Annotated in this window: 10 protein-coding genes; 4 read left to right on the top strand and 6 right to left on the bottom strand. The window is 46.0% G+C overall.

Annotated features, from left to right (window positions below):
* Positions 1-39: 39 nt before the first annotated feature.
* Positions 40-3,483, top strand: coding sequence for a ThuA domain-containing protein (locus D0X99_RS14945; protein ID WP_119478640.1), 3,444 nt, complete (start codon positions 40-42; stop codon positions 3,481-3,483).
* A gap of 73 nt (positions 3,484-3,556) precedes the next feature.
* Here D0X99_RS14945 and D0X99_RS14940 read toward each other — a convergent pair whose 3' ends face one another.
* The 3 genes from D0X99_RS14940 to D0X99_RS14930 all read right to left on the bottom strand — a co-directional run bounded on the left by D0X99_RS14940 (position 3,557) and on the right by D0X99_RS14930 (position 5,339).
* On the bottom strand, positions 3,557-3,904 hold the full coding sequence (locus D0X99_RS14940) for a hypothetical protein (RefSeq protein ID WP_119478639.1): 348 nt from the start codon (positions 3,902-3,904) through the stop codon (positions 3,557-3,559).
* A gap of 210 nt (positions 3,905-4,114) precedes the next feature.
* Positions 4,115-4,858: an NIPSNAP family protein gene (locus D0X99_RS14935; RefSeq protein ID WP_119478638.1), complete on the bottom strand. Its 744-nt coding sequence runs from the start codon at positions 4,856-4,858 to the stop codon at positions 4,115-4,117.
* A 118-nt stretch (positions 4,859-4,976) separates the two neighbouring features.
* Positions 4,977-5,339 carry a transmembrane 220 family protein gene (locus D0X99_RS14930; protein WP_119478637.1) on the bottom strand — a complete coding sequence of 121 codons (363 nt, stop codon included), beginning with the start codon at positions 5,337-5,339 and terminating at the stop codon, positions 4,977-4,979.
* A 137-nt stretch (positions 5,340-5,476) separates the two neighbouring features.
* Between D0X99_RS14930 and D0X99_RS14925 the strand changes: the two genes are divergently transcribed.
* Complete coding sequence (locus tag D0X99_RS14925; RefSeq protein WP_119478636.1) at positions 5,477-6,058, top strand: GNAT family N-acetyltransferase; 582 nt, start codon at positions 5,477-5,479, stop codon at positions 6,056-6,058.
* Between the two features lie 86 nt (positions 6,059-6,144).
* On the opposite strand, the gene D0X99_RS14920 is transcribed toward D0X99_RS14925, so the two are convergent.
* Positions 6,145-7,596 carry an arylsulfatase gene (locus D0X99_RS14920; protein ID WP_119478635.1) on the bottom strand — a complete coding sequence of 484 codons (1,452 nt, stop codon included), beginning with the start codon at positions 7,594-7,596 and terminating at the stop codon, positions 6,145-6,147.
* A 904-nt stretch (positions 7,597-8,500) separates the two neighbouring features.
* Between D0X99_RS14920 and D0X99_RS14915 the strand changes: the two genes are divergently transcribed.
* Positions 8,501-9,820 (top strand): Gfo/Idh/MocA family protein, encoded by a 1,320-nt coding sequence (locus tag D0X99_RS14915; RefSeq protein WP_119478634.1) that lies wholly within the window; start codon positions 8,501-8,503, stop codon positions 9,818-9,820.
* 46 nt (positions 9,821-9,866) lie between these two features.
* On the opposite strand, the gene D0X99_RS14910 is transcribed toward D0X99_RS14915, so the two are convergent.
* On the bottom strand, positions 9,867-10,880 hold the full coding sequence (locus tag D0X99_RS14910) for an SMP-30/gluconolactonase/LRE family protein (RefSeq protein WP_119478633.1): 1,014 nt from the start codon (positions 10,878-10,880) through the stop codon (positions 9,867-9,869).
* Positions 10,881-10,918: 38 nt separating this feature from the next.
* Here D0X99_RS14910 and D0X99_RS14905 point away from each other — a divergent pair, with 38 nt between their 5' ends.
* Positions 10,919-12,358: a sulfatase gene (locus tag D0X99_RS14905; protein ID WP_119478632.1), complete on the top strand. Its 1,440-nt coding sequence runs from the start codon at positions 10,919-10,921 to the stop codon at positions 12,356-12,358.
* On the opposite strand, the gene D0X99_RS14900 is transcribed toward D0X99_RS14905, so the two are convergent.
* Positions 12,359-13,600 (bottom strand): TIM barrel protein, encoded by a 1,242-nt coding sequence (locus D0X99_RS14900; RefSeq protein WP_119478631.1) that lies wholly within the window; start codon positions 13,598-13,600, stop codon positions 12,359-12,361.
* Positions 13,601-13,728 lie beyond the last annotated feature (128 nt).

Genomic DNA, 13,728 nt, shown 5'->3' with positions numbered 1-13,728 from the left:
CTCTTTTATTCCCTATTTTCCCGAAAATTTCTAAACCCTATGCATTTACCCAAAAACCTACGTAGCCTGTTACTTTTGCTGGTAGTCCTCGGACTGGGATTTTCTGCTTGTTCCAAAAAGCGGGAGGGCAATCCCAAAGTCCTGGTTTTCAGCAAAACAGCAGGATTCTATCATGAATCCATCCCGGATGGAATTGCCGCAATCCAAAAGTTGGGAGCCGAAAACGGCTTTCAGGTGGACACCACCAAAAACGCAGAAAACATCAACGAAGAAAATCTGGCCCAATATGCGGCTGTGATCTTCCTGAGCACCACCGGAGATGTGCTCAACAATTATCAGGAAGCTGATTTTGAGCGATACATCCAATCCGGAGGTGGCTATGTCGGCATCCATGCCGCAGCTGATACGGAGTATGAATGGGGCTGGTACAACCGATTGGTTGGCGGCTATTTTTCGGATCATCCGGGCATCAATGATCCCCATCCAAATGTTCAGCCTGGCAAAATCACCAAAACTGCCGAAAAACACCCATCTACAGACTTTTTGCCTGAGACTTGGGAAAGAACGGACGAATGGTACAGCTACAAACAAGTCAGTCCAGACACCAAAAAACTCCTGATGTTGGATGAATCTTCATACCAGGGAGGAATGGACATGGGCGAACACCCAATTGCATGGTATCATGATTTTGACGGAGGGCGTGCATTCTACACCGGTGGTGGTCACACCAAGGAGTCCTATTCGGAAAATGACTTTTTGAAGCACCTGCTTGCAGGCATTCAGTATGCCGTTGGGGAAAATGAGGAGTTGGACTACACCAAAGCCAAGTCCAAGCGAGTGCCTGAAGAAAACCGATTCACCAAAACCATGCTTTCGGTAGGTGAATTTACCGAACCAACAGAAATGACCATTTTGCCAAATCTGGACATCTTGGTGGCTCAGCGCAGAGGAGAAATTTACCTGTACAACAATGCCACTCAGGAATTGAAAGAGGTCGCCAAGCTCGACGTGTATTGGAAAACTGAAGTGAAGGGTGTCAATGCCGAAGAGGGTTTGATGGGAATTCAAAAAGACCCGAATTACGCAACCAACAATTGGGTATATGCCTTCTACGCTCCTACAGGTGACAAAGAAATCAACCGACTTTCCCGATTCAAGTTTGCCAACGGAGTTTGGGATATGGCTTCAGAACAAGTGATTTTGGAACTTTACTCGCAGCGAGACATCTGCTGCCATACCGGAGGATCCATTGCATTTGACAAAGAAGGCAACCTGTACCTTTCCACCGGGGACAACTCCACTCCTTTCAATCAGCCCGGCTCGAAATACACCCTAAATGGCTACGCGCCTTTGGACGGAAGAGAAGGCAACAAGCAGTGGGATGCCCGTAGAAGTTCCGGCAACTCCAATGACTTGAGAGGAAAAATCCTCCGAATCAAAGTGGCTGAAGACGGAAGCTACACCATTCCGGAAGGCAACCTCTATCCACAGGGAACTGAAGGCACCCGACCTGAGATCTATGTTCAGGGCCTCAGAAATCCTTACAGAATCTCAGTAGATCAGAAAACCAGCTTCCTCTACTGGGGTGAAGTAGGTCCTGATGCCAACAATGACTCACTGGACATCAAGGGTCCAAGAGGATATGACGAAGTCAATCAGGCAAGAAAGGCAGGACATTTCGGATGGCCTTATACCATCGGAAAGAACTTTGCCTACCGGGAATTCAACTATGAAACCGGACAAACTGGGCCAGCATTTGACGTAGCCGGACCAACCAACAACTCTCCAAACAACACCGGCCTGAAGCAACTGCCTCCGGTGGAACCGGCATTTATCTATTATCCTTATGCTGTTTCTCCGGAGTTCCCTCAATTGGGTACCGGTGGAAGAAACGCCATGGCAGGTCCGGTGTATTATTCAGACATGTATCCGGCTGAGACCCGATTCCCGGATTATTTTGATGGTAAGCTATTCATTTACGACTGGATCCGAGGTTGGATCAAAGTCGTGACCATGAAAGAAAATGGGGATTTTGACAAAATGGAGCCGTTCATGAAAGGCACCAAGTTTAACGCCATGATCGACATGGAAATGGGTCCTGACGGAAAAATCTACATCCTCGAATACGGAAATGGCTGGTTCTCCAAAAACCGTGATTCTGGTCTTTCCCGAATTGATTTCAACGGTGGTAACCGTGCTCCGGTAGTGTCAAGCTTGACGGTAGACAAAACTTCCGGTAAAAACCCGCTGACCGTGACGCTTACTGCTACCTCAGCCGATCCTGAAAAAGACCCGATGACCTACACTTGGGATTTGGGTAACGGAGAAACCAAATCCACCACCGAACCTACGTTGACCCATACTTACAATGCAGTTGGAGAGTATGAGATTAAAGTGACCGCAGCTGATCCTGCTGGCATGACCGGAGTCAGTGCCCCAGTATCCGTTTATTCCGGCAATGTGGCCCCTGTGGTTTCTATACAAATCGAAGGAAACAAGTCCTTCTATTTCCCGGGTAAAAAAGTGGGCTACTCGGTAGCGGTGACAGACGAAGATCATCCGGATGCTGCATCAGACCTAAGCACTTTGGTTGTCTCTGCCGATTACCTGCAGGGAATCGATCAGGCGGAAGCAAATATGGGGCACAAAGTAATGACCGAAGCTATGAACGGAAAGGCCTTGGTGCAGTCCCTGACTTGTAAAACCTGCCACAAGGAGGCTGAAAAATCCGTAGGCCCTGCTTACACCGAAGTGGCTAAAAAGTATCGCGAGCGTGACCGTGATTATTTGCTCAACAAGATCAAAAACGGTGGCGGAGGCGTATGGGGTGAAACAGCCATGCCTGCCAACCCGGATCTCAAATCGGCAGATGCAAATGCCTTGGTAACGTACATCCTATCGCTGAGAAACGAAGCCAAGCCTTTGTTGCCTGCCAAGGGAACTGTAGATGCCACTCAAGGAAAACCGGCCACGCCAAACGGAGTGCTAGTGTTGTCCGCATCATATACTGATAAGGGAGGAGAAAATATTAAGCCGCTGACTGGCACAGGTACCTATTTCCTCAGAAACAACAGCTTGGATATGGGAGTAGCCGAGGAATTGGTGGGCTTTGGATCAATGAACTTCAATGGAGCAAACCTGCTCACCGTGCCGGAAGGCTCGGGAAGCTTTGCTGTTCCATCCATCGACCTGACCAACATCGGATCCATCACCATGATCACAGCGACCATTGCTCCGGTAACCCAAACCTTCACCTTCGAAGTGTATTTGGACAGTCCAACAGGAACAAAAGTGGGCGAGGGAACCTTCAAGCAACGAGCGATTAACGAAGGAGAACCGATCCCTTATTACACTCCGGTCAACATTGCCATCACTGGCGCACCGGATGGCAACAAACACACCTTGTACTTTGTGTCCAAGCAAAACGGTGAAGGAAGCCCAGGCACCTTTATCCTTGCAAACCTGACTTTCAATCCCAGATAATTCAGGATTGAGGTAAAATGCAAAAAGCCATCCCGAAAAATCGGGATGGCTTTTCTTTTTCTACCGATCTGTCCTAGTCAAAAGTACAGACAGAGTTTTCCGGCTTCCAGATGATTTTTTGGTTTTTCACCTCGCTGATGGACGCGTCTTCGATCACCTTACCCTGACAGTCCGCCACCAAAACAATGGAATTACAAAATGGACAACACGAGCCCCATGAAAAAACGGTCTCTCCTTTATAGCTTCCCTGAATAAGGTAGGAATACTGAGACAGGCTGTTTGATTGAGATTCTTCAATCGTTTCTTTTATCCATGCCAAATTCTCTACAGGATTATCAACTCCACAGAGTGTGGGATCTTCGTTTTCAGTACAGGAAAAAAGAAAAGCCGAGTACATAAACAGAAGGGTGTACTTTTTCATGGGTTCATGGAAGTTGAGGCTATGATACAACGAGCGGCATAAGCCAAAGGCTACAGTTGAATAAAAAAACCACCCTGATCTGGGTGGTTTTATGGTTTCTAAACTCTCGGATGTGTGAAAGAAGGAATTCTAAACTTTTTTAAAATTTCGAATATCGAACGCTGAACATCGAACATCCGAACTTCCTGACTTCCCTGTATCCTTACCTCGCTACTTCATCGGTGAAAAAGGCAAGGCCTTGTAAAATACCGCGTCGATCTTCTCCACGATTTTACCATCAGCCTCAGATGCATCACGTGCTTTGATCCAATCCGGATCTGCTACAAATCGCTTGAAGGCCTCATTGTAGGCTTCTTTGGAATCATGACCGAGGATATAGACTAACTTAGGCTGAGAACCGTCCTTTTCCACAGTCAACCAATACGGATAATTTTTCAAGCCTTGTCTTTCAAAAAGCTCCCGGGTATGATCTCTGAATCGGGTTTGGATATTTTCGATTCTTCCGGGTAAGCAATAGTAGGTCCGCATCTGAAGAATCCCACTAGGCTTTGGCTTTTTATGGTCATTCAGATTGTTGGCCCAAACCATGAAGGTTTGATCCACTTTTTGAACCAAAGGTCCGTTGGCCTCAGAGGCAGTTCTTGCCTTTGTCCATTCCGGATCATTGGCAAATTTGTTCCAAAGTACATCTCTGGAAGCCTCATCCGGATAGCCCAAAATAAAGGTCAGGGTCTTATCCGGGTTTTCCTCGGAAATAAAATAGGCAACGTTTTCAATGCCATTCTTCTTGAAAAGTTTCAAGGTATGATCTTCAAACCGCTTGATCAGATCCGGCATTTTGCCTTCATGGGCGGTATAGGTCCGCATTTCAAAGTAATTGGACTTGATTCCCTGCTGGGCAAAAATGCTGACCGAGATCAACATCGTGAAGATTAAGGAGAGTAATTTTTTCATTAGGTCTGTAGGTTTATGAATTGACAAATTGTTTGATTGATTAGTTATTGAAGAAATTCTATCTATAGATTGAAAGACAATTCCCTTTCTGGATTCCAGCTCATTTTTCGTGTTGGTCTTATTTTTTCAATGCTCGATATAAGGCCGGACTCAAAACCAAGGCAATGGACAATAAGCCAAATGTCTCGCGATTTTCCTCCATTTGGGGAGTTTTCATAGTTAGGTCTTTTTGGGCCCATTCCTGAGCAATCCAATCCCCGACTCCGCCCGGAAAGAAATACACTGCACCAAGAAGACATAGGATTATGACTAAGGTAAGTGGGATTTTGGGGAAAATTCCCCGCGTACCGAGCAGGCAAAAAATCATGGCAACACCATAGATACTTACCCAAACTTCCGGATCGGGGTCATTGAATTGCCAGTATGCAAAAAGGGCAAACAGGAAGAACCAAATGCCAAAGAAAATGCGATTGAACTTCATAGATTTTTTGGGTTGATTTGGCTAAAACTAATCAATTTAAAAATCAATCCATCCTGCTTGGGATAAATGGTAAAGCATCAGTCCAAAGCTTGGAAAAAGTAGCTTTTTTCGGTTAGTTTCCCTGAAAAATCCCATCCATGATTCAGATCAAAAGCGCCGAAAATGAATCAGAGCTAAAAGGAATCCTGGAGCTCCAGGAGGCCAATCTCTTTCAGAACCTTTCCCCTATAGAAAAATCAGAGCAGGGTTTTGTTACCGTCAAGCATTCGCTGGAACAATTAACTGCAATGAACGAACTGGCTGCCCATGTGATTGCCAAAGACGGAGATCAGGTGGCAGGCTACATCTTAGCCATGACGAAAGCGTCCAGAGCGGTTATTCCGGTGCTCGTGCCAATGTTTGAGCAATTTGATCAGTTAAAAGTGGATGGTCAGCCTATTTCTGCGCTGGATTATCTGGTCATCGGACAAATCTGTGTGGGAAAAAACTACAGGGGGCAAGGCCTCTTTGATCAGATGTATGCCGAATACCGGAAAAAATTTTCAGGAAAATACGAGTTTGGAATTACCGAAATCGCCACTTCCAATCTCCGTTCACTGAACGCCCACCATCGGGTTGGTTTTGAAACCATTCACATTTTCCGGGATACGATTCAGGAATGGGCAATCGTAGTCTGGAAATGGAAAGATTTATCAGGCAGGTCAGACAAGGATAGTTGATTCCGGACAGAAGCTATCTTAGAATAACTTATAGGGTAATAAGTAAATGATTGGGTAAGGAAACGGGGGCTCTTGAGCTCCCGTTTTTATTGTTTAAAGAGTTGAAATACAGGATTCGGCCGATGTGCATGCGTAATTAAGGCTTCCAATTCTTTCACCTTTTCAGGATTTTTTCCAGACAAATCAACCTTCTCCCCTGGATCTTTGGACAAATCAAACAGCTCTGTGGTTGTTTTCAGCGGATCTTTAACCTGATACTTGACCAACTTCCAGCCATCTTTCAGCACTGCTTGCCTTCCTCCCAATTCATGAAATTCCCAATACAGAAAGTCATGCTTTTTCTGACCCGATTTACCCAACAAGGAAGGCAAAAAAGAGACTCCGTCAATTCCTTTCGGCGCAGGTTGATCCAAAAGCTCGGCAAAAGTCGGCAACCAATCCCAAAAGGCAGAAACATGATCGGATTGACTTCCTGCTTTAACTTTTCCTGGCCATTTCACAATCAGGGGAACATGGATTCCTCCATCATACAGGTCCCTTTTCAATCCACGAAACGGGCCATTGCTGTCAAAAAACTCCGGATCCGCACCTCCTTCAAAGTGCGCTCCGTTGTCGGAAGTGAACACGATGATGGTATTTTCGGAAAGACCAAGTTCTTCCAGTTTGGCAACTACTTCACCTACATATCGGTCAATTCGCCCGACCATGGCAGCAAAAGCTGCATGAGGATAAGGTTCGGACTGATAGCCCGGAATTTTCATTTCCGGTCCATAGTCACCTCCTTCGGGAGCCTGATGAGGCTTTTCCTCGCCAAACTTGGCCCGGTACTTTTGAAATATCGCATCATCCGGTGCAGCAAGTTCGGCATGAGGAGTTACGATCGGCATAAAGAGAAAGAAGGGCTTATCCTTATTCTCCTCCAAAAATGTTAAGGTCTTTTCCTGAATCAGATCCGGGGCATAGGTGGTTTTGGTAGTCCAGTCATTACCGGGCAGGTTTACCTTGGACTGATTTTGCCATAGGTAAGCTGGATAATACCGGTGGGCATAACGCTGACAGTTGTAGCCATAAAACTCCTCAAATCCCTGATTGCCAGGGTCACCGGAAGTACCGACAAAACCAAGGCCCCATTTGCCAAAAGCTCCAGTCGCATACCCGGCCTGCTGGAAAATCTTGCTCAACGTCTGCAGCGTATCCGGCATGGGATATTGCCCTTCGGGTTGAACCTCAAAATTACCTCTTACCGGAGTATGACCGGTATGCAAACCCGTCAACAGTGCAGATCTGGAAGGAGCACAAACAGGCGCACCGGCATAATGCTTGGTAAAAACCATTCCCTCAGCGGCCAAGCGGTCAATATTTGGTGTCTCGATGTATTTCTGTCCTAAAAATCCAACATCACCATAGCCAAGGTCATCAGCTAGGATAAAAATCACGTTAGGATTGCCTTCAGATTCTATTTGGAAAGGAAAATAAAAGCTGCTAAAAACGAACACGCAGCCAAGCAATGCCAGGATCGACAGGGAAAGTTGTTTCATAGGCGAAAATATAACACAGAGGCCTATAAAACAGAAATGGGAAGCATTTCTTGTAGAAAGCTTCCCATTTAACGACTTAAAAACCGTAATCTTCAAATCGTTTCAAGCTACAGTTATTTTGACTATCCCCAGTTGCCCAGTTCAAAATCAAATGTTCAAAGCCTCTCCGAAGAGAATGTCCCAGTTTTGGAAATCCTTTTGCACTTCTGCGGTTGCCCGTCTCAAACTTTCCTTTCGAAAAACTCCTTCATGCCCGGAATCCTGATTAAGTCCGAAGACAAAACCTTGGGCCGATCTGTTTTTGCACTTCTGCGGTCACCCGTTGCAAACCGCCACACCTAAGTAGCTGTTCCTTTGTGCCCGATTGATTTGCTTTTATCCCGAAGAATAACAGCCTCTGATTAATCCGGTTGGTTGCACTTCTGGAGTTTCCTCTTTCAATCGACCGATTGCTCAGCCAATCCTTTATGCCCGGAAATTTGATTCTATCCGAAGATTTCGTCAAATTCAGGTCAATCGTTTTTTGGCACTTCTGCGGTTACCCGTCTCAGAAACTTACCTTGCGATAAGCCCCCCTTTGCGCCCGATCTCAAACTTTCAAACATTGATCCGGAATCTTATTTCCGGCCTTTTATCTCTTACTTGATGATTTAAAGTTGGCTGAATTTCAGACAGATTCCAACTTTTAAACTAAAAACTTTTACACAATTTTTCCCCAAAAAAAGTCCCGTAAACGAACAGGTTATCCACCGTTTTTTCTGAGATATTCACACTTTTTGAAAATTTGTTTTACAGAAATCCTGATTCACAAACTTTCCGCTAAGTTGAGTTTCTAATCCGACTGTTTTTCCTCTATCTTAAAAATCCAGAATCCGCTATTAACCTGATAAACCCAACCTATCCCATGGCAAATCGCAGAAACTTTCTAAAAACAACAGGTCTGTTGGCAGGGGGACTTTGGCTTTCCCCGGCTCTTCTTCAAGCACGTCAAAGAATCTCTCCGAGCGACCGAATTAGGTTGGCTTTAGTAGGTGCCAACAACATGGGCTTTGGAATTCTGCGCCATCACCTGGCCTTGCCGGAAGTCGATTGTGTTGCGATCTGCGATGTGGACCAAAACGTACTTGACAAACGACTGAAGGAAGTCGAAGATGCAACCGGAAAAAGGCCGGAGCGCTACACGGATTTTAGGAAATTGCTGGAGAAAAAAGACCTGGATGCGGTCATTATCGGCACGCCTGACCATTGGCATTGTCTGATTGCGGTGACTGCCTGTGCTGCGGGAAAAGACGTCTACGTTGAAAAGCCCATGGCAAATTCGATAGGAGAATGTGACCTAATCGCCAAAGCCGGATCTCAGTACCAACGGATCATCCAAGTTGGGCAACAGCAACGGGCCGGACAGGCATTTCTGGAATCAAGAGATTTTGTAAAAAACGGCCACCTTGGAAAAATCCGGAAGGTGAATATTTGGTCCAATTTCAATTATGGCCTGGGAAATGAAATTAAACCCGCTACCCCTATTCCTACCGGGGTGGATTATGATTTTTGGCTAGGCCCGGCTCCCAAGAGGGAATTTAATCCCAACCGCTTTCACGGGAGCTGGAGGCATTTCTGGGATTATGGAGGAGGTTTGATGTCAGACTGGGGAGTACATCTTTTGGATATGGCGATTTGGGTGGAAGAAAACCCTTCCGCACCCTCCACTGTCTTGACTTATGCCAACAATGTGAATAAGGAGAATCGGGACCGAGACACCTTTGATACCATGAATGTTCTTTTTCCCAAAAAGGACTTTCTGATCAACTATGACATGAACGGAGGATTGCAGACCGGACCTTACAACAAACCCTATGGAATCGCCTACGTTGGCGAAAAAGGCACCCTGGTAGTCAACCGCAGCGGTTACGAAATCTATCCGGAATGGGATGGTACCACTAAAGCGCCGAAATGCGAAGCAAAAAAACTGGAAGGAACGACGGAATCGCACAATCTCCACGTAGCCAATTTTGTCGAATGTATTAAAAGCCGAAACCAACCCAATTGTCCACCGGAAGCCGGAAGAATTGCCGCCCTCCACGCACACATTCCCAATATCGCCGCCCGAATCGGGGCAGACCAGGTAATTTGGGATGACGAAAAGAGACAGTTCATCGGGAATTCACAGGCCAATGACTTGATCTGGCCTGAATATCGAGAGCCTTGGGTATTGCCGAAAATCTAGGCCTCGACCCGGCCTGGCTTTGGACAATCCTTACTTCCTATCCTTATTACTTCAAGGGTATCCTCATCAGGTAGGAATCTGCTGTCATGTAGAGGTATTTTTCTCCGGAATCAAATCCACAGTTTGCAGTTCCATTTTCAGTTAGGATTGTACCCAGGTGTTTTCCTTCAGGACTGATTACCAACACTCCTCCCGGACCTGTTGCGAAAAGCGTCCCATTGGAATGCACTTTCAGGCCATCAGGAAGACCCTTTTTGCTTTCGCTCTGCAAAGCTGTGACATCAAGCAAAACTTTTCCGGCGACCACATTCCCGTTTTCATCCAAGGAATATTCATAATAACGGGCTTTCTCCGGATCAGACTGAGCGATATAAAACTTGGACTCATCCGGGCTCAATGCAATGCCGTTTGGCCGACTGAGCGAATCCACCAGAAGTGTGACTTTTCCGTCTGCATCCAACCGATAAACTCCCTGAAAATCCAACTCTTTAACATCCCAAGGATCCATTCCATAAGGCGGATCGGTAAAGAAAAGTTGACCTTTGGAATTGAATGCCAAATCGTTGGGACTGTTGAATCGCTTGCCCTCATACCCGGTAGCCAAGGCTTCAAATTCCGGCCTTGGCGCATCGAGTGCAGCTTTCATTTTCCCTACTTGCCTTTCCCCATGCTGACAAAGGATGAGATTACCCAGTGCATCCATTGCCAGACCATTGGCTCCAGGTTCCCCTTTATCTGTTCGGTCACCAAGGTAGCCTGAAGGAGTAAGAAACAGGGAAAGACTGTCTTTTTCCGTCCATTTCCAGATTTTGTTGGTAGGTACATCGGTAAAAATCAGTGCTTGTTGATCCTCCAGCCAAAGCGGGCCCTCAGCCCATTCGAAACCGGAAGCCAACACTTCAATCTGTGCATCAGCGGGAATCAGGGAATTGACTGCGGAATCGAGCCGCTCCACGGAACCGATGGTTTGGAAAATTTTATTTTCCTTGACTTCCTCCTTTTTAGGAGATGCACAGGATAGTAAAATCAGAAAAACAAAGGATTTTGAGAAAGCTTTCATTATTAGGCTGTTTCTTTTTACCAAGTTAACTTAAAGTCATGGAGACAACCAGTTATTCTATTCGAAAATCCATAGGGAATTTATGTCTTATTTGGGCGCTATTTACTTCCTTGAAAAGCCAGGCTCACCCGGAAACCTCAAGACCAAATATTCTTTTTATTCTCACAGATGACCTTGGGTATACAGATTTGCCTTCTTATGGCAATCCTTTTCAGGAGTCTCCCCACCTGGATTTCCTAGCCAAGAATGGGTTGAAATTTACTGACGCCTATTCATCCAGTCCCGTTTGTTCTCCTTCTAGGGCTGGATTATTAACAGGCATCCACTCCACGAGATTTCACTTGACAAACTTCATCGCTGGAAACCGAAAAGCAGACACTGTGGCAATTGATCCGGCAATTTGGAATCCTTTTTTGGAAGGAAGCCAACTCACCTTAGCGGAACTTTTTAAGGAAAAAGGCTATCAAACTGCTATGATTGGAAAGTGGCACTTGGGAAATCAAGAGGATCAGACGCCTTGGGCTCAGGGTTTTGATTTTACCCGGATGATTGGAAAAAATGGGCTGGACTACTATCACTACGGTATTTTTGCAGACAGTTATCAGAGGGAGTTTTTAGACTCTGGAAAAAATTACCTCACGGACCAGCTCACCTCCTACGCTTTAGACTTTTTGGATCAAAAATCAGCCAAAACGCCCTTTTTCTTATTTCTAAGCTATTCTGCTCCCCATGTGTTTGTAGTGCCCAGAGGGGACAAAGTCAGTAAGTACCTCCGAAAGTACGAGCAGTTTGAAGGTAAGTACAATCCATATTATGCGGCCATGATCGAATCAGTGGACGATGGAATCGGGTTGATCTTGGAAAAACTTAAATCCCAAGGCCTGGACAAAAACACCTTGATCATTTTCACGTCGGATAACGGCGGAGTGGGACTACCGGAACTTGGACCTACCCCAACCCATCTGGATCCTTTACGGAAATGGAAAGGCCACCCCTATGAAGGAGGTATTCGGGTGCCTTTGATCACCTACTGGCCAGATAAAATAGCGCCCGGAGTTACCGCCTTTCCCACTTCCAATTTGGACTTTGCCCCCACTTTTGCAGAACTAGCTGGACTTACACCACAAAAGTCTTGGGACGGTCAATCACTTTCCTCTGTATTGTTTGAAAATCGTTTGGCTACCCGTGAAAAAGCCATGTACTGGCACTACCCCCATTTCTCCAATCAATTGGGAAAACCAGCCGCAGCCATTCGTTTGGGGGATTGGAAACTGATTTTGCACTACGAAAATCAAAAGGCTGAACTATACCACCTTAAAATCGATAAATCAGAAACCAATGATTTAAAATCCAAAGAACCTCAAAAAGCCGCAGAGCTCTATGCGTTACTTTTGAATTGGCTGGAAGACACGAAGGCTAATCTCCCGATTTCCAAGGCTACCGGAAAACCAATTATCCTCCAGAGGACATTGAATTAATCAAAGCCCACTCGCCTGGGCATTTTTCCCACGCTGAGCAATCAGTTTCTCCCGGATTTTTTCCCTGCGATAAAAGGCCAAAGGATTAGGCTCTCCTCCACTTTGTATTCTTGCTTCCCTGACCAAAGCTCTGACATCAGTCAGGAAAGCTTCCTGCAAAACCGCCTGGGCACCGACCGTATCCCCTGAAAGCTGACAATGTGTGAGTTTTTCCCGATCTACCAACAGCGCCTTGGCATAAGCCTGGGAAATTGCTTCCAGTGCCTGAATCAAATCTTCCAAAGGGTCCTTGGTATTATGACTCGCATCGATCATCCAGGATATCGAGTTCCAGTTTTGGGCACCATCGGCTGCCCCTCCGATCAGTTCGCAGAAAATCAAAAACAACTGATACGGCTTAATACTCCCTGTACTCAGATCATCGTCACCGTATTTGCTGTCATTGAAGTGAAAACCTGCCAATAGATTCTGATGCATCAAGGTGGCCACAATCTGTTCGATGTTGGTGTTGGGCAGGTGATGCCCTAGGTCAACGAGAACCTTGGCCCGGTCTCCAAGTTGTCGGCAGATCAGCGAAGATGTCCCCCAATCCGGGATCACGGTATGGTAAAAATTGGGTTCGTAAGGTTTGTATTCCAACAACAATTTCCAATCCCCCGGCATCCCTCCATAGATTTCTTTAAGGGAATCAGTAGTCCATTCCAGGGCTTTTCGGAAATGGGCCTGTCCCGGAAAATTACTCCCATCTGCCAACCAAACGGTCAACCCTTTGCTGCCCAGACTTTTTCCGATCTCTATAACCTGAAGATTATGCTCCACAGCTTGCTTCCGGGTGGCTGCATCTGCATTACTGAGCGAACCCATTTTATAAGTTAGTGCCTGTCCGTAATCCTGGAACGTATTGCTGTTCATTGCATCAAAGCTGATTCCGAGGCTACTGGCTTTTTCCTTGATGGCTTGAGTATCTTTTGGAATATCCCAGGGAATATGGAGGGAAACCGCATCCGTCCGTTTGGTCAGCTTCGCCAATAGACCTATATCCTCCAACTTTTCCTCCAGATTCCTAGGCTCACCACCGATAGAAAATCGTCCAAAACGCGTCCCTCCTGCCCCCAGCGCCCAACTTGGCACTGCGATCTGAAAAGCAGAGATTTGAGATATAAGCTCCGCAGTGCTTTTTCCCATTTCCGCCAGCTGTTCGGAAAGCAAGGAGAGGGATCGTTGGTGGAAGTCGGTGGACATGGAAGGTAATGTGTTATTGAGTTAATGGTTATTAAGTTTTGGGCTAGGAAACTACATCAACCTGGTAATTGACTATTGAATTTGCTTATTGATACTTGGCTTTAGGTCTTAAATCGCAAATCCTAAAT

The sequence above is a fragment of the Algoriphagus lacus genome (assembly GCF_003583985.1).
In the GTDB taxonomy this organism is placed as follows: domain Bacteria; phylum Bacteroidota; class Bacteroidia; order Cytophagales; family Cyclobacteriaceae; genus Algoriphagus; species Algoriphagus lacus.
Note: the sequence above shows the minus strand (reverse complement) of the source record. Positions and strands in the feature narration are given on the sequence as shown.

Bases quoted from the DNA above. Each gene is read 5' to 3' on its own strand.
- D0X99_RS14900 (WP_119478631.1), bottom strand. From the start codon at position 13,600: ATGTCCACCGACTTCCACCAACGATCCCTCTCCTTGCTTTCCGAACAG.
- D0X99_RS14945 (WP_119478640.1), top strand. From the start codon at position 40: ATGCATTTACCCAAAAACCTACGTAGCCTGTTACTTTTGCTGGTAGTC.
- D0X99_RS14930 (WP_119478637.1), bottom strand. From the start codon at position 5,339: ATGAAGTTCAATCGCATTTTCTTTGGCATTTGGTTCTTCCTGTTTGCC.
- D0X99_RS14905 (WP_119478632.1), top strand. From the start codon at position 10,919: ATGGAGACAACCAGTTATTCTATTCGAAAATCCATAGGGAATTTATGT.
- D0X99_RS14920 (WP_119478635.1), bottom strand. From the start codon at position 7,596: ATGAAACAACTTTCCCTGTCGATCCTGGCATTGCTTGGCTGCGTGTTC.
- D0X99_RS14940 (WP_119478639.1), bottom strand. From the start codon at position 3,904: ATGAAAAAGTACACCCTTCTGTTTATGTACTCGGCTTTTCTTTTTTCC.
- D0X99_RS14910 (WP_119478633.1), bottom strand. From the start codon at position 10,880: ATGAAAGCTTTCTCAAAATCCTTTGTTTTTCTGATTTTACTATCCTGT.
- D0X99_RS14935 (WP_119478638.1), bottom strand. From the start codon at position 4,858: ATGAAAAAATTACTCTCCTTAATCTTCACGATGTTGATCTCGGTCAGC.
- D0X99_RS14925 (WP_119478636.1), top strand. From the start codon at position 5,477: ATGATTCAGATCAAAAGCGCCGAAAATGAATCAGAGCTAAAAGGAATC.
- D0X99_RS14915 (WP_119478634.1), top strand. From the start codon at position 8,501: ATGGCAAATCGCAGAAACTTTCTAAAAACAACAGGTCTGTTGGCAGGG.